Consider the following 18,294-nt stretch of genomic DNA (forward strand, 5'->3'; position numbering starts at 1 on the left):
GCAATGCTACAACGAGGTTTTTTAGCCCTGACTATAGCGGTATCCTGCCAACGCTGATGGCGATGCAGGCTGTGGCTGGGCGTAGTATCGAGGCAACAGGAATGCGACCAGACACAATAGACTGCACGCCAGCGGTTAGGCAGATACAAGCGGTAGGCGGGATTAGCTCCCAAAAACTGCTAAAATTAAATCTCATACAAAACAATAAAAACAGAGGTCATAAACATGAACTATACCGCAATCATCAAAGACGGTGGATTGTTTATCCCTAACGTATTTTCAGATCTAGATGATGGTAGCTCGCATATCGTCCAAGTACATGTCGATATCGAAGCTGTCCGTGAGCAATTAGACGTTAATGAAAGTCCAAAAAAGACAATAGCAAGACAGTCGAAAAGACCTGTGAAAAAAGCGACTAAGAAACAGATACACGATGCAGATTTGGATAAACTACGTCATAGTGCTACTGGTGAATTAGCCGCCTTTGATGATGGTGAGCTCAGCGAAATGCTAAAAGCTTATATGAATGATGAGCAGCTATCAGCGCAGATATCGCTTGAGAATTTATAGTTCTTAAAATGTATCTGGAAACCTGATAGATATATTAAGTTGTTATAATTAAAAGATATTTTCTTAGATCAATGAAGGAAAACACTATGACTCATGAAGTTGATGAACGGACAAATATATTGAGTTTGATAGATGATATTTCTGAAGAACAGAATGATATAGAGCTAGGTAAAATAGTTGAACAGCGAATAAATGATGGACAACCACCGATACGAGTAATATTAGACGATTTGTAATCCTATAACGAATACTTTTATTTTGCTGAGCTAAAGCCACAGCCTACACTTACTAACAGACGCATAACCAATAAAGGCCACTCCCATGACTTACTCAATCTTTAATCAAACGCCAAATGATGCTATGAAAGAGCCTATGTTCTTTGGTCAGCCGGTCAACGTCGCGCGCTACGATCAGCAAAAGCATCCTATCTTTGAGCAATTGATTGAGAAGCAGCTGAGCTTTTTTTGGCGTCCTGAGGAAGTCGATGTCTCAAAAGACCGTATGGATTATGGCAACTTGTCCTCGCATGAGCAGCATATCTTTACCAGTAATCTAAAGTATCAGACCCTACTCGACTCTATTCAAGGTCGTAGTCCCAACGTCGTGCTATTGCCATTAGTCTCTATTCCTGAGCTTGAGACGTGGATTGAAACGTGGACCTTCTCTGAGACTATTCATTCGCGCAGCTATACCCATATCATTCGCAATATTGTCAATGATCCTGGTCTTATCTTTGATGACATCATGCAAAATGAGCATATCTTAGAGCGTGCCTCTGACATCGCGAAGTATTACGATGACTTGTACTACAATGCCCAGCTCTATAATTTATATGGTGCGGGTACGCACCATATTAATGGCGAGACGGTCACCGTTGATTTGCGCTCGCTTAAAAAGCAATTATATCTCTGCCTTATGGCAGTCAACGTCTTAGAGGCGATTCGCTTTTATGTGTCATTCGCTTGCTCATTTGCCTTTGCTGAGCGCAAACTGATGGAAGGCAATGCCAAAATCATTAAGCTGATCGCGCGTGATGAAGCGCTGCATCTGACAGGGACGCAGCACATGCTCAATCTAATGCGTAACGGTCGCGACGATCCTGAAATGGTGGAGATTGCTGCTGAGTGTCATGAACAAGGTATTGAGATATTCCGAAAAGCAGCTGAACAAGAAAAAGAATGGGCAGGTTATCTATTTAAAGACGGCTCTATGATTGGTCTAAATAAAGACATTCTTTGCCAGTATATTGAATATATTACTAACTTGCGTATGGAAGCCGTTGGTCTACCATCAGCGTTCCCAAATTCAAAATCTAATCCAATACCTTGGATCAATACTTGGTTGTCCTCTGATAATGTGCAAGTGGCCCCGCAAGAGACTGAGATTAGCTCTTATTTAGTCGGTCAGATCGACTCTGATCTTTCAGATAACGATTTTGATGATTTTGAGCTTTAATACTGAATGACAGATTTGATTTATAAAGCTCAATTAAAAATATTTTAGAGAGTATTAAGTACGGCAGGGTTTATTATGACTTGGGTAACGACTAACAAAATGCGCTTTTATTTGCATGATGATGAGAGTCTGCTTGATGGGCTCTTGCGTACCGGTCATGATGTGAATTTTCAATGCCGTGAGGGCTATTGCGGTAGCTGCCGCGTGCTGAAGCTATCCAGCTCACATGAGGTCGACTACCCTTTTGCACCGCTGGCGATGATTGAGGATAATGAGATTTTGCCTTGTTGCTGCCGAGTCAAAGGGGTGATCCATATCGACCATGAGTTTATCAAGAACTAATACCTTTAGCGTTAACACCCTTAGAATAAGAAAATGAATCAAAAAAACGCGCTAACTCTATGCTAGCGCGTTTTTTTTGATCTGAGCGTCGCTCTGTATAGCCTACTGAACCGCACCGTCTTGCTCAAACAGCTTCATCAGCTCCTCACGCATACGATCACGCTCCTCCTCACTCATCATAGGTCTGTTTTGAGCCTGACCATGATAATCAGGCTCTTCAAGGCCACCTTGCCCACCTCCAATAGCGACAGGACGTTGCACGACTTCTTGTACAGGACGCTCCTCTAGCATAATCTCAACTTGAGCATTTTTGCCTTTACGCAATATTTGCGCGTTCAATACCATATTAGGCGGTTTACGCGCTACGTATTGAATTAGTCTATTGGCATCAGTCATCTCAACATCATCGATAGTCAAGATAACATCGCCTACTTGCAAGCCACTCTTAGCCGCTGGGCCTTGTGGGACGACTTTTAACACTTCGACACCCGTAGTGGTCTCAAGCTGGGTTGGATCACGTAGCTGTGATTGAATCTCAATGCCTAGCCAGCCACGACTGACGCGACCGTCCTTGATTAGCGCGTTCATCACTTGCTCAACCAGTGCCGTTGGGATAGCAAAGCCAATACCCATCGAGCCGCCTGAGCGTGAGAAGATAACCGTATTAATCCCGACCAACTCGCCACGCGCATCAACTAATGCGCCCCCTGAATTACCAGGGTTGATAGCCGCATCGGTCTGAATAAAGTCTTCAAACTTATTGACACCTAGACCAGTACGACCCGTCGCTGAGATAATGCCTTGGGTAACGGTCTGACCTACGCCAAATGGATTACCAATCGCTAAGGCTAAGTCACCAACGCGAATAGGCTCTTCACGAAATCCTAAAGGCGTAAGTCCTGTCATGTCGACTCGAATCACCGCCAAATCACTATCAGGATCCGTACCAATAACTTTTGCGCGGCTCTTACGCCCATCACTAAATGCTACGGTAATCTCATCGGCCTTTTCGACCACATGCGCGTTAGTCACGATATAACCATCTTCTGAGACGATAACACCAGAGCCTAAATTAGTAGGCCCTGCGCCTTGCTGACTGTCTTGATTTTCAAAAAATCGACGCAGGACAGGATCATCAATGTAGGGATGCTCAGCCATAGCTTGGGTGGTATAGATATTGACCACTGACTGTGAGGCGCGCGCGACCGCATTATGATAAGACGAAATCGGTGCAGGCGTATCGCTTACAGGTGCTGAGGCTTGTTGCTCCTCAGGCGTCGTCCTCGGCGGCTCCCAAGCGTTTGATGCGCTATTCATACTAGTGAATAGCCAAGTAAATGCAGCAAGAACTATTAATAAAAGCACCCAAGGCAGCCACTTTAGTAGCGTGCCCTTACTGTTAGCCTGTGAGTTGTTAGCTCGTGGAGACGACATATAAAACCTCTGTAAATTTTATGCGGCAAATAGTAGCGAATATAATACTTAATTAAAAAACACTTAGTTAAAATTTAGTCTGAGTCTATATTTTTCTTAATAATTAAGACACAGTCAAATAGAATTTATGTAGATCATTACCCTTGAAGACAAGGCTTAGCAATCATAAATAGTTTGATAAATAGCTTTAGCTAATAATTATAGCTGGGCTTACTATTTAATAGTAAATCTTCGTGTAGCCTTTAAGTTATCACGGTTAACGCAATTTTTGCTATCGCTTAATAGCGAAACCTTAGGACATATTGCGTCAATTAATGATGTGATAAACTACAGTCAATAATGATAACTTGCTTATTCATTTAAGCTTAGCAGATTAGGAATACTCAATGACCCATAACCATAATGTAAGTGCTCTGAGCGTAACCCGCAACAATGATACCCATACAAAACCATCTTCTATAACGCCACAGGCTCTAGTTGCATTCTGCGATGACTATTTAGAGGCAAGCGCATTTAAAGACTATGCTCCCAATGGACTACAAGTAGATGGTGGTCAAGTCATTACCAGTATTATAACGGGTGTTACCGCTTGCGAGGCGCTTATTGATGCCGCAATTGCGGCAAAGGCTGACGCTATCATGGTACATCATGGCTATTTTTGGAAAGGTGAATCTGAGCCTATCACAGGCATGAAAGGTCGCCGTATTCGTAAACTTATGCAACATGGCATCTCTCTGATCGCCTATCACCTCCCACTCGATGCGCATCCTATCATCGGTAACAATGCCAAACTTGCTCAAGCTTTAGGGTTAGCGATAACAGGCGCGCTGTATCCGCATGAATCGCATCCCGTCGGTAATATTGCAACATGCCTGCCGCAAAGTGCAGCAAGCTTGAGCGCTACTATTACTCAAGCTCTGCACCGTGCTCCACTACATATCGCCAGTAGCTTAAGTTTAGAAAGTATAAACTCTGAAAAAACTATCGAGCGTATAGGAATATGTACAGGCGGCGCACAAGATATGATTGACCAAGCGGCACTTATGGGCTGTGATGCTTACCTCTCAGGAGAGATATCAGAACGTACGACTCATAGCGCGCGCGAACTTGGCATAGATTATTTTGCTTGTGGTCATCATGCAACAGAACGCGGTGGTATTCAGGCTTTAGGCGATATAATTGCTGAACAATTTGCGCTAAAAGTAGACTTTATAGATATCGATAATCCTGCTTGATTGTTAATTTTTATTGCTGATTTATTAGTTTAACTTGAATAACAGCCTTTAGATCCCTATAAAGTGTAATTGTAAGAGAATGTTCCGTCATGAAACTTTTCATTAACTACAGCCTCCGGTTATAGCATTAGCATGGTTTGTTAAATCATTTTATATAAGTATCGCTATAAGTAATTAGATCCTTGTATAAGCTAATGTTGCACTCATTTTGAATTTGCTCTTAAATATTTATCAGCGTTTTGGCTTTGCTATGCAAAATAGCGGTAAATTTAAGAGACTTTATAATGACGCTGGATGATCGCTATTTGATATGAGATTATTTTTACTAACAGTATCTAAGGTAATTATTTTTATCCTTAGACCTAGATTACTTAGTGGTTATCGCAATAATTTATTCATGACCTGACCCCTGTATCGCGTAATTAAGCTCGTTATAGTGAAGCGACTATTAAGTGAGTTATCTTTACAAGTTCAAAGTTTGCTATTTATTTAAGTGACTTGTTAATTTAGATAATCCACTAATTTAAGCAGCTTACTAACGAGTTATCTGACTATCATTTTTATTTATAGCTTTATTATCGATCCTATATTTAATTGATAATAAGCGTAAATTGTAATTAAAAATATAGTCGTGATTAATAGTCGTGATTATTTAAATGATTAAAATTATGCTGATACAAAGCAATGCTTGCCTAACTACTGTGTGCTATAGCACCTAATAGAATGGCATTGTACAAGTCGCAGTTTTAGCTATAAGTTAAATTATGCTAAACGTGCGCTTGAGGGTGAGTAGGATGGCTACAATTAGGAGACATCCATGCAGCGTATTACTTATCGTGTAAAAGTATCTGTGCAAGGCGCTAAACGTAGTATTACCCATTTACTACGGCCCGCTCAGCGTTTGCTTAACACCAAAAGTAACCTCGTTACATCTGTTCCATCGGCTAAAGTCACTCGTTTTGCCAAGTCCAAAAAGGTGGTGCAGGTTTCTAGCATCGCTATGCTATCTCTACCTGCTCAAAGCTTAACCACTACTAATAGTGATGTATCTGCTTATGATCAGGTTATTGTCAGTAATACTTTGACGATTGCAGCAGTCCCAGGTGATAGCACTTATTTTGCCACCGATGGCTTCCAGCATGGTTTTGGCTACGATTTAGTACGCAGCTATGCCGATGAGCTTGGCGTGGCTATCCGTCTTAAGGCTTACGCTAATGAAGAGGCGGCTCTTAGAGCACTAAAGTCAGGTGATGCTGATATGGCACTGACTACCGCCAGCACTGAGCTGAGAAATGAGCTTGCTCTACCCTCAGTCAATGTCAGCTGTGGCTATGATACTAGCTTGACCAAGAACGGCCTACACCCCAAGGTCAGCTGGGCTTTTCAAGAGTCTGACGATCCTCTATCAAAAAAAGCCAGCAGCTTTTTATGCAATAACATCAAGCTTAATAACACCCAAAAGCTAGCCGCATTTTATAATCAAAACTTGTTAAAAGATGCGTACAGTCAGCAGCACTTTCAAAAGACCTTGACTGAAAAGCTGCCTGATTATCAGTCTTCTTTTAAGGCGCAAGCTCAAAACTATAATCATGACTGGGAGCTGCTCGTCGCAATGGGTTACCAAGAGTCGCATTTGGATGCGAGCGCCGTATCGCCTACTGGGGTGCGCGGTATTATGATGCTGACCAACGTTACTGCTAAAGAGATGGGCGTCGCTGATCGCGTTGATCCTTATCAAAGTATTGGTGGCGGCGCGCGCTATCTTAAGCAAGTAAAAGCAGACTTTGCAGATGTACCCAAAAGGGATAGAGTTTGGTTTGCCTTAGCAGGCTACAATATGGGCCCTAATGCGGTAAAGCGTATTCAACGTAAGCTACGTGCACAGGATATAGATGATAAGAGCTGGGCAAATGTATATTCTTATATGTCTGAAAATAAAGCAGATAACAGTCGCTATGGACAAGCAATGCATTACGTCAGCAATATCAGAAGTTATCTCGAAACGATTAAGACCCAGACAGTTTAATCGTTTCTGTTAATGCGTTAGTCTTTGTAGGGTGTGTTCCATCGCACCGTCAGCTGAGATACAACCGCTAATCAGTAGTTAGTCAATCGAATTCATATCTCTTAACCATGTAAAAAGGCGACTCTTAATAGAGTCGCCTTTTTAGTGCTAATCGCTCTAAAACACAGTATTAACGATTAGGAACCGTTAGCTTCTGACCACGCTGGAGCATAGTATCCGCTGCAATACTATTCATATCAGCCAGCTCTTTGGTTGAGACACCATACTTACGTGCCAGTCCAATTAAGCTGTCACCTGAGCCTACCGTATAGCTAACGGTAACTTTAGGAACTTTGAGGGTTTGTCCGCGTTGCAATTGTGCATTAGCCGCAATGTCGTTAGTTGCTGCTAAGTCCTGCACAGATACGCCGAAACGCGCTGCTAAAGCAATCAAACCATCACCCGATTGTACCTTGTAGTTTTCAGTGTTGCCTAGCTTCTTGCCATTACTGCTGCTAGAGGTGCTGGTTTTATTACTACTGGTATTGCTACTCGTACTGCTGCTAGATGATGAACCACCGCTACCATTAGCAGGAATGGTCAAGCTGCGCCCTAATATTAAGTTTGAGGTAGTGCTTAGATTATTAGCTGCTGCCAAGTCACTTACGCCAATCTTGTAACGATTGGCCACCCCAATTAAGGTATCACCTGATTGAATCTTGTAGCTGACAGGCTTGTCATTGAGCTTGATATCTACTTGAGCTTTAGACGCTGGCACTTTTATCGTTTGACCGCGTTGCAGACGTGCGTTGGCATCAAAGCTACTATTAACCGCCGCTACTTGCTCAGCACTCACCCCAATGCTATTGGCAATACCTATCAAAGTTTCGCCTGATTTTACTTTGTAAGAGCTCGTCGCCACTGAGCTGGCACTGCTTGAACTACTGCTGCTTGAGTTACTACTTGTCACACTCGTATCAGCATTAGCAGGGACTTTTAGAGTCTGGCCTACATATAGGGAATCTCTAGCACCGATACCGTTGAGACCCGCTAGTGCTTGCGTCGAAATACCGAACTGTTTTGCTAAGGCAATAAGTCCATCACCTGAGCGCACTTTGTAGTTCTTGGTTGCTATGTTTGGCTTACTTGGAGCGGCAGCTGGCGTGCTAACAGGGGCTTTTACTTTGCCCGGAATTAACCATAGCTTTTGCCCTCTGAGTAAATCGGCACGACTGCTTATATTATTATAGCTGGCCAACTGAGTGACCGATAGACCAAAGCGGTTGGCGGTACCGATAAGGGTATCGCCGCTTTGTACAACATAGCTCTCAGGCTGGCTGGCTGTTGTAGCGCTAGTACTGCTTATAGGCTCAATGGTTTTGGCATTATATAAATACAGCGTACTACCTGATAATAAATTGGCATTGGCGTCAATCTGATTCCACTCTGCAATATCACGCCAGCTCACGCCAGCTCGGGTAGCAATATTAGATAAGGTATCGCCGCGCTTTACCGTATAAGTAGAGCGTTCACCTTGCGGTTTTGGCTTATCGGTAGCTTTATTTGAAAAGGTTATTTTTTTCTCTTTACCACTAGCCTCTAAGATAGACTGCTGGGTTTGGATTGCTGAGAGCTTAATATTACCGTCGACGGCGCTAACGATATCGCGCTGCTCAGGCGTTTGCCGTTGAATCTGTTGAGCAATAAAGTCACGCTCAGCTGCACTTAGTGGTGGCTCTTGGGTAATAGTATTATTACGGGTTATCTGTGCTGAGGTCGTCGGCAAGCTATTGCTGCTCTTAAGTTCAGCATTGATTTTATTGGTTTCACTGCTAGTAATCGGCGGCTCACTACTGACTGACGCATTACTGCTATACACTGAACTGCTGGTCGGCGCTTGAGTCGGTGAGATATAACTCGTCGTTTGCTGCGGGACGCTGGCGCTCGAAGCATACTCCGCTAGTCCACCACCAGTAGAAGGCAGTGAGGAGCTAGTATAAGGCTGATTGTTATAGCTTGGTGTATTATTTGAGGCGCTGCCAGGTGTCGTTGAGGCAATCACATTACTACTACCATTACCTCTTAGGCTGCTCAACTTTGCATCGACATTGAGATCAACGTCATTAGGAATAATCACCCGCTGCGGACCTGACGAGTCAACACGAGAAGAGGTCAATGCGGTATTAAGCCTTTCTAGCTCATCATAACTGACACCCGTCACCTGTGATACCTCAGCTAAGCTGACGCCATAATTAGCAGGCACGCTGCGAAAATGCTGACGGTTGGCGATAGCTGGCAGATAAACCCCAAATTGCTGTGGATCAGCGACGATTTCAGCTACTGCCAAAAAGCGCGGCACATAATTCATCGTCTCTGTTGGTAATCTGAGTGACCAATAGTCGGTCGGTAAGCCTTGCGCTGCATTGGCGTCTATTGCTTTTTGGACACGACCAGGGCCTGCATTATAAGCCGCTAATGCCAGCTCCCATGAGCCAAACTGATTATGCAGAGCGGTCAAAAAGTCATAAGCGGCTCGTGTTGACTCAATGACATCTCGACGACCATCATAGGTACTGCTCTGATTAAGACCATAGATGCGACCCGTACTGGGAATAAACTGCCATAATCCTGCCGCAGCTGCGCTACTAGTTCCACTGGGGTCATAGGAGCTTTCAATGACAGGCAATAGCGCCAACTCAGTTGGAATATTACGACGTTCAGCCTCACGTACTGTATGATAAAGATAACGACTTGCTCGGGCAGTAAGGCGATTTAGATAGTCTTGTCTGCTAGTAAACCAGCCCTTTTGACCTTCGATACGTTGATTATAGGTAGCTTGACCGCCATTCATACGATAGCCTGCACGCAGACGACTCCATAAATCACCGTACTGTTGAATGGCAAGCTTATTGCCCTCAACCATCGTCATGTCACTGGCTTCAAGCAAATCCGCCAGCTCATCTAGGCTATCAGCATCCAGATAGGCTGTTGAATAATCGGTGCCTGTATTGGCGGTAGGCTGAGTCACCACTGGTGGTTGACCAACAGGGCGCTTGGTCACTACTGGTGCCTGTTTGGAGATCGTACCTTGTCTGACAGTCGAGGTATTGCTACAGGCGCTAATGAGTAGCGTTGAAATAACTAGCGTCAAAGGTAATGCGACGAATGAGCGAGATTTGGAGGACACAGTAGACATAATTATTGATATTTCCTAGCAGCGAGTACGGTTAACTTGTATAAGAAACTAAACGGCTTATCTAATAGCACTTTTTAATGAGTAGCTTAATCAGTAGTATAGTATGCAATGCTAGCTAAAAACCATAACTAGCTAAAGATATTGAATTAAATTTTAATTTAGTAATGAGTAAGATGATTATCCCGACATCAATTGTCACAGGCTATCATATCTACTCTAATGACAACTGCTTTGAGTTGCCTTTAATCAATCGATAATTAATCAATGGTCACTTGTGATACTGCTCTAAGTAATACCGCATTGCCGGTGGCTACCGTTAAGGTGACTCGTGAATTAGTAACAAACGAGACATCTTGACCATCTTTGACCCAGCTTTCGGTCGTAGTCACATTGGCTTTTGCCTGTTCACCAGTCGTCACGATATTATTAATGCTAATCTCATAACGATAATTGGACGTTTGATTCCAGCCTGTTTGTAGCAGTTTTAGGTAGGCGTCTTTGTCTAAACTAGTCGACTTGCCTTTTCTAGATAAAGAAATCAGCGCGTCATCAGACACCAAACGTGCCACTTGATTAATATTTTTGCTGTTGGCAGCGGATTTCATGGCAGATGAGTAATTCTGAACTAAGCTATCTGTCATAGTCGCCGCTTGCGCGCTGATAACAAAAGTGCTGGCGACCGCTGCTAGGGCAACGATACTGGTACTTTTAATGAGTAAAGCGAATAGACCTTTTTTCCATAGTTTTTTCATCATAATCCTTAGCAATAATAGTGGTTAAGTATGCAGCACTAAATATTTATACTTCAAGATTTAACTGACCTTAGGTTATAGTTATTCCTAAATCTTAATACAAATTATTTAGCCGTTTTTTTAGCCTAGCTTTAGCGTATCATTAATTTATCACAACCATGTAACACCCTGTGTGAGTATTGATATAACACGCTTATGCCTTTCTTATAATAAAGCTTATACATCTATAATAGTCTTATCATAAAATAAAATGAAAATTGCCTTTAGGCTCTAAAAGTCAAAACTACATTCTAGCCTCATTATTTTGTTTTTCATGCTCTTCATCATCACTAAGTTTCATACCCAAGCGCTCAACTCGTCTATCCATCATCTGCCGTGCGAGCGCCTGCATATCTTCAACTCGATCAATCTCGTCAACGATCTCAAGCCCTAATAAAGTCTCGAACACATCTTCTAAAGTAACGAGTCCTTTGACCTCACCATACTCACCGACGGTGATGGCGATATGAATGCGGTTTTTTAGCATTAGCTCTAATAGATCAAATAGCTTCATCTTCGAGAATACAAAGCTAATTTCCCGCTCAAACTGGGTCAAGGGCTTATGCATCGCATGGTTTACTTTAGCGAGTAGCATGTCCGTCTTGAGCACAAATCCTGTAATGTTATCCAAATCGCCATCATAAATAGGTAGCCGCGAAAAGGTTAGTTTAGGTCGATCAACCATCACCTCAGCGACTGTCTTAGTCTGCTCAAACGCCAGCATTACCGAGCGCGGCGTCATGATATCTTCAACTTTTATCGCACCAAAAGCTAATAAATTACGAATAATACGCGCCTCAAGCGGATCAATTTGACCCGCCTCTTCACCAATATTCGTTAACGCTGCAAACTCACGGCGACTAAACACATTAGTATCTTTACCACCGACCAGCAGCTTAGTTAAGCGCTCAGACAGCCAAATAAGCGGATATAAGACAATAATAATTCCGCGCACAAAGTATGCGACAGGTCCACTTAACTGACGCCAGTAGACTGTGCCTAAAGTTTTGGGGATAATTTCAGAAAAGGTAAGAATCGCTAAGGTCATTAACGCTGAAAACAGCCCGAACCAAGCACTACCAAAAACGATAGTCGCTTGCGCACCAGCGCCAATAGAGCCTAGTGTATTCGCAATAGTATTAAGCGTTAAGATAGCGGCCAAAGACTGATCGACGCTGTCTTGCTTTAAACGCTTAAGCATTTTTGCTTTTTTGGGATTACTCTCTTGCACATCAGCAATATATGATGGCGTCATACTCAGCAATACAGACTCTGCCATGGAACAGACAAAAGATAGACCAATAGCCATACTGACAAAACCAATGAGCAATAACACATTGGCAGTGGTCGGTTCAGTTAAAGTCTCAGCAGCAAAAGCAGGATAAGGTAGTATCAAGAATATCAGTAGTAAAGTATAAGACATAAGCCTTGCAAATTTACTATGAAAATAATCGGATAAATAAAGATGGCAGGCAAACCTCATCGGCGGAGGTTCTGCAGGCGCTTCTTGTTCAGAGGCGCACGAATGAGATAAGCAAGGTGTAAACATAGGATTGGGGAGCAAGGGTAAGTAACCTAAAGATTATGAGAAGAATAAAAGGTAATTTAGAAAAAACATCAAACACAAAATATTAAATACGGGGTATCAAACATAAGGTTTTTAATGATTCGATAGTAGCATTGATAAAGCTGTTTAACAATAATTTGTATGGGCAACTACTGTTTATTTTCGTAGATTTTTGCCATTATACTTTAGTTTTTAAATCGCCATATTAAATCATTCATGACAGCGATAGCGTTTATCGAACTTGCAAGATATCTGCCTAGCTCAAAAACAACAGCGCCAATCGCAAAAATATACCTATGCGCTAGTATTAACTAATGCTAAGCCTAAGAAATTTTGTTACTATGCGTCTAATTTTATTATTATCTACGACTTACTGAGAGAATTTATGAGCTTTTTTATCCAATCTGCCCATGCCGCTGAGGCTGCTGGCGGCGGCGCTTCGTTATTTGGTCAAATCTTACTACCTGTAGCTTTTTTTGCTATTTTTTACTTTTTAGTCATTCGTCCACAGTCTAAACGCACCAAAGAGCATCGTGCTATGGTCAGCGCTTTGACTGTAGGTAGCGAAATTATCTTTGCGGGTGGTCTTATGGGCCGCATCAAATCTTTAGAAGGCGACTACGCCATTGTAAGCCTGAATAATAATACTGATGTCAAAGTACAACGTGCATCAGTGATTTCAGTACTGCCTAAAGGTACTATTGAAAGCGTTTAGATTGTCAAGACAATCTAGCGTATCAATATAAAAATTTATAAAATGACCGTTAACGATTTACGGTCATTTTCTGCTTACTTGTGGCCTGCATCGCCAGTATTTTATTAACATAAAGAAGTGATTATGCAATATCCCGCTTGGAAATACTTCGTTATCGTCATCGTGCTCATAGTAGCTGGTCTCTATGCAGCGCCCAACCTCTATCCTGATGAGCCCGCTGTACAGATCACTAGTGCTGCGGCTGGCACTCAGCTGTCTGAGGGGGTGTTGACTCAGTCGCAAAGCCTGCTCGATGATGCTGGCGTGAGTTATATAGACGGTAGTTTTGAGGGCAATAGCGCTCTGCTACGTCTAAATAATTCAGTTACTCAGCTCAAAGCTCGAGAGGTGCTGATACAGAACTTAGGCGATGATTACGTAGTCGCGCTCAATTCAGCGCAAACGACTCCGCAGTGGCTACGTGATATCGGTGCCAAACCGATGAAACTAGGACTTGATTTGCGCGGTGGCGTACGTTTTGTCTTAGAAGTAGATATGGATGAGGCCATAGAGCAGCGTTTGAATAATGCAAGCCGTGAAGCGCGTAGTAGTTTGCGTGCTGAGCGTGTCGCTGTCAAAGGGATTAAGACTGAAGGGCAAACTATCGCTCTGCATTTCGCTGATACGGATACCCGTAATCGCGCGCAAAATATTTTGCAAGGCGCTATGGGTAATGATTTTAGCTTACAGTCATCAATCGATGAGCAAGGCCCTGCCCTTATCATGGCATATAACGATGCCAAATTAGATGAGATCAATAGCTACGCGGTCAATCAAAACTTAAATACTTTGCGCAATCGTATTAGTGAGCTTGGGGTTGCTGAGGCGCTCGTACAGTCACAAGGTGCTAGCCGTATCGTTGTTGAGCTACCAGGGATTCAAGATCCTGCTGAAGCCAAGCGGGTATTGGGCCGTACTGCCAATCTCGAGTTTAGAATGGTTGCCAAGGATGCTGAGAACTTTACAGGGGGTATTCCGCCTGCAGGTACTGAAGCGTTCCCCTTTGAGACTCTTGATGGGCCGCCCGTGCTGCTTGAGCGCCAAGCTATTGTTACCGGTGAGAAAGTCACTGATGCGCAGACCAATGTTGATCCAGAAAGTGGTCAGCCTGAGGTTAGCATTACTTTAGATAGTGCCGGTGGTAAGCTGATGCAAAACGCGACTCGTACGCGTGTTGGCGATCAGATGGCGGTATTGTTTATTGAAAATAAGCAAAAAATTACTTATGAAGAAGATCCAACTACAGGTGAAATCACGGAGATACGTACGCCGTATTCTGAGACTAAAGTCATTAACCGCGCTAATATTCAGGCGGTATTAGGCTCTTCCTTCCGTATTACAGGTCTAGATAGTAGTGCCGAAGCTGCTGAGCTTGCCCTGCTCCTACGCTCAGGCGCACTCGCTGCTCCGATGTATTTTGTTGAAGAGCGCACCATTGGCCCATCACTTGGACAAGAGAATATCGATAAAGGCTTATTCTCAACTCAAGTAGGTTACCTGTTAGTCTTTGCCTTTATGATTATTTTTTATCGGGTGTTTGGCGTCATTGCCAATATCGCCTTGGCAGTCAACGTTATTATCATAATCTCCATTATGTCTATCTTAGGCTCATCACTCACCTTACCTGGTATCGCAGGTATTGTACTGACTATCGGTATGGCGGTCGATGCTAACGTGCTGATCTTTGAGCGCATACGTGAAGAGCTGGCAAATGGTATCAAACCAAAGAATGCGATCAGCGCAGGGTTTGATCGCGCCTTTAGTAGTATCTTTGATGCCAACATCACCACTTTGCTAGTCGCCTTTATTCTATTTGCCATTGGTACGGGACCGATCAAAGGCTTCGCAATTACATTAGCTATTGGTATTGTCAGCTCGCTATTTACCGCTATTTTGGTCACTCGAGCGCTAGTACAAATTGCTTATGGTAAGCGCAAATCAATCAAACGTCTGAGCATCGGTTAGGAGAATACTATGGCGATCGAACAAAAAGGCCCTACCAATAAAGACAACACACCGACTTCTAATAGTTCAGGTGGCAGCTCAGGTGGTGGTTCCAATAGTGGCAATGAGGCGGCACAAGAAAAAGCACGCCGCCGCCGTAATAAGCCACGCCGCGATGGCAAAGGCAGTAACACTCAGACTAATAAGTCTAGTGTCAAGGCTGACACTACTAAAAGCAAAAAGCGCGGTGAAAAAACATCCCATAGCTTAGCAGTACAGCCACCGGTAGCGACGCATGAGCCTATCGATAGCATGGATAGTATGGAGGAGAGCGCAGCGGCACAAGCTGAGGGCGGTATCAAAGCGATTGGTAATCAGCGTATTATCCCGTTTATGAGTATAGAGAAGCCGATGGGTATTCTATCTATCATCTTGGTGATTGGTAGTATCATCGCTATTGCAGTTAACGGTCTTAACTTCGGTCTGGACTTTACGGGCGGTGTCTCAGCTGATGTAGCATACGAGCAGCCTGTTGAGCAAGTTGCTGTCGTGCAAGCGCTTGCAGATAATGGCTTTGATGATGCGGTCGTACAGTACTTAGGGACGCGAGATGAGCTGCTTATTCGCCTGCCACCACAAGCGGATGATATCAGTGGCTTAAATACCAATCTTGAAAACGCCTTAGCGCTACCTAATAATCAAGTCGAAATCACCAACGTTAATATTATCGGTAGTCAGGTCGGTAATGAGGTTTATCTCAACTCATTAATGGCGCTAGCTTTAGCGCTGGTTAGTATGCTCGGCTACGTCGCGCTACGCTTCCAGTTCAAACTAGCATTAGGTGCTGTGTTATCGCTATTCCATGACGCTATCGTGACTATCGGGGTTTTTGCGCTATTTGGTTTCCCCTTCGATTTGACCGTACTAGCGGCTATCTTAGCGCTGATTGGTTATTCATTGAATGATACCATCGTCGTCTACGACCGTATCCGCGAGAACTTCCGCCGTGTACGAGGCATCACCCCGCGTCAAACCCTTGATCTCTCATTGACCGAGACTTTGCGTCGTACTATTATGACCATCTCGACGGTACTATTAGTCGTGCTGGCTATGATGTTCTTAGGCGGTGACGGCTTGTATTGGTTCTCAGTGGCGCTATTTATTGGTCTGCTTGCGGGTACTTATTCTTCAACTTATATTGCCAGCTCTATTCCATTGGCAATGGGTCTATCGCGTGATGACTTTGTTGTAAAAGTAAAACCTGAGTTTGAAGAAGAAATCGTCACTTTCAATGACCCAAAAATGTTTGAGCAAGAGTAGTTATAATAATCCAGTAAAACGTTGCTAATGTTTGCAGCGTCTTATAAACACTCTATAAAAGCACCTATTCGTTAGGTGCTTTTATCTTTTTGCTGTTTTGTGCATACTGCTTTTGTATGCCGCTCTTCGTATACTAGTACAAGCGATTCTTTCATGACTTCAGTTGCCCCACCTAACACTCTTACTCCTATTGATACTCGCTATAAGCGTATCATTGCTATTGCCGTGCCTGTGATGTTGGCTAATTTGGCAGTGCCTCTACAAAGTGTGATTGATACGGCTATCGTTGGTAATATGAATGACGCAGCGAAGCTGGCTGGCATGGGTTTGGCTATTCAGTTACTGTCGCTATTACTGGTCAGCTTTAACTTTTTGCAATATGCTTCTTCGGGATTATCTGCGCAGGCACTCGGACAACTGGCGAACAGCAATTATGAAAAGGGTAATAAGAATAATGTAGAAAACTCTATAAAATCGCAATCTCCCCTATTACCTATTTTGCAGCGAGCGCTACTACTGGCTTTTGTTATTGGCATGGTATTGCTGCTGGCAAAGCCTTGGCTAATTGATTATGGCTTGCAAGCTTTATCAGCCAATCCTGCCAGTGGTCTGGCTGCCAAGACTTATTTAGATGTGCGTTTTTGGGGCGTCATCGCTGAATTAATGAACTTTGCCTTTATTGGCTGGTTTGCAGGGCAAGGCAAGACCCGCTATATGCTCTATCAACAAGGCTTTATCGCCTTTGCTAATATTACTTTGACCTTGTTTTTTGTTTATGGTCTACAGATGGACTTGGTCGGTGTGGCATTAGGCACCACTATTGCGTTTTGGCTGGGTGTAGTATTAGCGCTCTGGCTCAGTCGCCAACATTTAAGCATCAATTGGCAGGCCTTATTTGCTATCAATCCAGAGCAGTTTACTCGCTTTAAGATGCTTAGGCTATTTATGCTGAATAAAGATATTTTTATTCGTACGCTTATCTTGACGGTAAGCTTCGCTTGGGTCACTCGCTTATCAGCGCAAAGTGGTGATTTGGTGCTGGCGGCGAATGCTATTTTACTACAGATATTGAGTATCTCAGCTTTTGCGCTTGATGGTGTGGCAGTATCTGCTGAAACCTTGACCGGTCAAGCAGCAGGTCGCCGTGATTGGAAGCGTTTTGCTATCATCGTCAAACGCACAGGTATCGTCAGCTATGGACTTGCTCTAGTGCTCAGCTTGATTTGGTGGGCTGCAGCACCTAGTTATTTGACAATGATGACTAATATTAGTGAGGTCTTTAATTTAGCGAACGCCTATAAAAATTACGCTATTTTATTACCGCTGATAGGCGTTGGCGCATATTGGATGGATGGGATATTTTTTGGTTTGACCGCAGGCAGTGTCATTCGCAATGCGGCTATCATATGGGCGGCTATCTTTTTTCCGATTAGCTGGCTGCTTTATCAGCGTTATGATATGACCGGTATTTGGCTCAGTGTCTGGTGTATTTTGATCTTGCGCATGCTAGTGCTTGGGGTATATCTATATCGAGCACAGCGCACAGGCAGCTATGAGATTTTGCAGCCTGACCAATAATGGCTGTGCCATTCCTCATAAAAATTGAGAGTAAAGCTAAGCAAAGATGTCATGAAAATAGCAAATTTTCGGCTTAGATAAAATAATAAGTATATAGAACGCT

At 43.3% G+C, this 18,294-nt stretch carries 15 protein-coding genes; 10 read left to right on the top strand and 5 right to left on the bottom strand.

All coding sequences use genetic code 11. The annotated features are described in order from the left end of the window. Window positions 1-31 precede the first annotated feature (31 nt). Window positions 32-196 (bottom strand): hypothetical protein, encoded by a 165-nt coding sequence (locus ACR63T_RS07535; protein WP_472783581.1) that lies wholly within the window; start codon window positions 194-196, stop codon window positions 32-34. 29 nt (window positions 197-225) lie between these two features. Here ACR63T_RS07535 and ACR63T_RS07540 point away from each other — a divergent pair, with 29 nt between their 5' ends. The 4 genes from ACR63T_RS07540 to yfaE all read left to right on the top strand — a co-directional run bounded on the left by ACR63T_RS07540 (window position 226) and on the right by yfaE (window position 2,367). Continuing rightward, a complete protein-coding gene (locus tag ACR63T_RS07540) occupies window positions 226-570 on the top strand; it encodes a hypothetical protein (protein ID WP_472783582.1) in 345 nt (114 codons plus the stop codon). Window positions 571-656: 86 nt separating this feature from the next. Further along, window positions 657-806, top strand: coding sequence for a hypothetical protein (locus ACR63T_RS07545; protein WP_201569100.1), 150 nt, complete (start codon window positions 657-659; stop codon window positions 804-806). Window positions 807-891: 85 nt separating this feature from the next. Next, window positions 892-2,025: a class Ia ribonucleoside-diphosphate reductase subunit beta gene (nrdB, locus tag ACR63T_RS07550; RefSeq protein WP_472783583.1), complete on the top strand. Its 1,134-nt coding sequence runs from the start codon at window positions 892-894 to the stop codon at window positions 2,023-2,025. A 75-nt stretch (window positions 2,026-2,100) separates the two neighbouring features. Beyond that, on the top strand, window positions 2,101-2,367 hold the full coding sequence (yfaE, locus tag ACR63T_RS07555) for a class I ribonucleotide reductase maintenance protein YfaE (protein ID WP_472783584.1): 267 nt from the start codon (window positions 2,101-2,103) through the stop codon (window positions 2,365-2,367). A 102-nt stretch (window positions 2,368-2,469) separates the two neighbouring features. On the opposite strand, the gene ACR63T_RS07560 is transcribed toward yfaE, so the two are convergent. Beyond that, entirely contained in the window at window positions 2,470-3,801 is a 1,332-nt protein-coding gene (locus tag ACR63T_RS07560; RefSeq protein WP_472783585.1) for a S1C family serine protease, read from the bottom strand. A 386-nt stretch (window positions 3,802-4,187) separates the two neighbouring features. On the opposite strand from ACR63T_RS07560, the gene ACR63T_RS07565 reads away from it, so the two are divergent. After that, a complete protein-coding gene (locus ACR63T_RS07565; protein WP_472783586.1) occupies window positions 4,188-5,036 on the top strand; it encodes a Nif3-like dinuclear metal center hexameric protein in 849 nt (282 codons plus the stop codon). An 817-nt stretch (window positions 5,037-5,853) separates the two neighbouring features. Next, on the top strand, window positions 5,854-7,062 hold the full coding sequence (locus tag ACR63T_RS07570) for a transglycosylase SLT domain-containing protein (RefSeq protein ID WP_472783587.1): 1,209 nt from the start codon (window positions 5,854-5,856) through the stop codon (window positions 7,060-7,062). A 169-nt stretch (window positions 7,063-7,231) separates the two neighbouring features. Here ACR63T_RS07570 and ACR63T_RS07575 read toward each other — a convergent pair whose 3' ends face one another. The 3 genes from ACR63T_RS07575 to ACR63T_RS07585 all read right to left on the bottom strand — a co-directional run bounded on the left by ACR63T_RS07575 (window position 7,232) and on the right by ACR63T_RS07585 (window position 12,283). Continuing rightward, entirely contained in the window at window positions 7,232-10,237 is a 3,006-nt protein-coding gene (locus ACR63T_RS07575; protein ID WP_472783588.1) for a LysM peptidoglycan-binding domain-containing protein, read from the bottom strand. Between the two features lie 257 nt (window positions 10,238-10,494). Beyond that, the gene (locus tag ACR63T_RS07580; protein WP_472783589.1) at window positions 10,495-10,992 is read right to left on the bottom strand and encodes a hypothetical protein; all 498 of its coding nucleotides are present in this window, start codon (window positions 10,990-10,992) and stop codon (window positions 10,495-10,497) included. A 280-nt stretch (window positions 10,993-11,272) separates the two neighbouring features. Then, complete coding sequence (locus tag ACR63T_RS07585; protein WP_371747936.1) at window positions 11,273-12,283, bottom strand: CNNM domain-containing protein; 1,011 nt, start codon at window positions 12,281-12,283, stop codon at window positions 11,273-11,275. A 697-nt stretch (window positions 12,284-12,980) separates the two neighbouring features. On the opposite strand from ACR63T_RS07585, the gene yajC reads away from it, so the two are divergent. The 4 genes from yajC to ACR63T_RS07605 all read left to right on the top strand — a co-directional run bounded on the left by yajC (window position 12,981) and on the right by ACR63T_RS07605 (window position 18,191). Further along, entirely contained in the window at window positions 12,981-13,310 is a 330-nt protein-coding gene (gene yajC / locus ACR63T_RS07590) for a preprotein translocase subunit YajC (protein WP_201569118.1), read from the top strand. 123 nt (window positions 13,311-13,433) lie between these two features. Next, complete coding sequence (secD, locus tag ACR63T_RS07595; protein ID WP_305898302.1) at window positions 13,434-15,314, top strand: protein translocase subunit SecD; 1,881 nt, start codon at window positions 13,434-13,436, stop codon at window positions 15,312-15,314. 300 nt (window positions 15,315-15,614) lie between these two features. Further along, complete coding sequence (gene secF, locus ACR63T_RS07600) at window positions 15,615-16,613, top strand: protein translocase subunit SecF (protein ID WP_318282058.1); 999 nt, start codon at window positions 15,615-15,617, stop codon at window positions 16,611-16,613. 153 nt (window positions 16,614-16,766) lie between these two features. Further along, on the top strand, window positions 16,767-18,191 hold the full coding sequence (locus tag ACR63T_RS07605) for an MATE family efflux transporter (protein ID WP_472783590.1): 1,425 nt from the start codon (window positions 16,767-16,769) through the stop codon (window positions 18,189-18,191). Window positions 18,192-18,294 lie beyond the last annotated feature (103 nt).

The organism is Psychrobacter sp. M17(2026) (genome assembly GCF_055699815.1).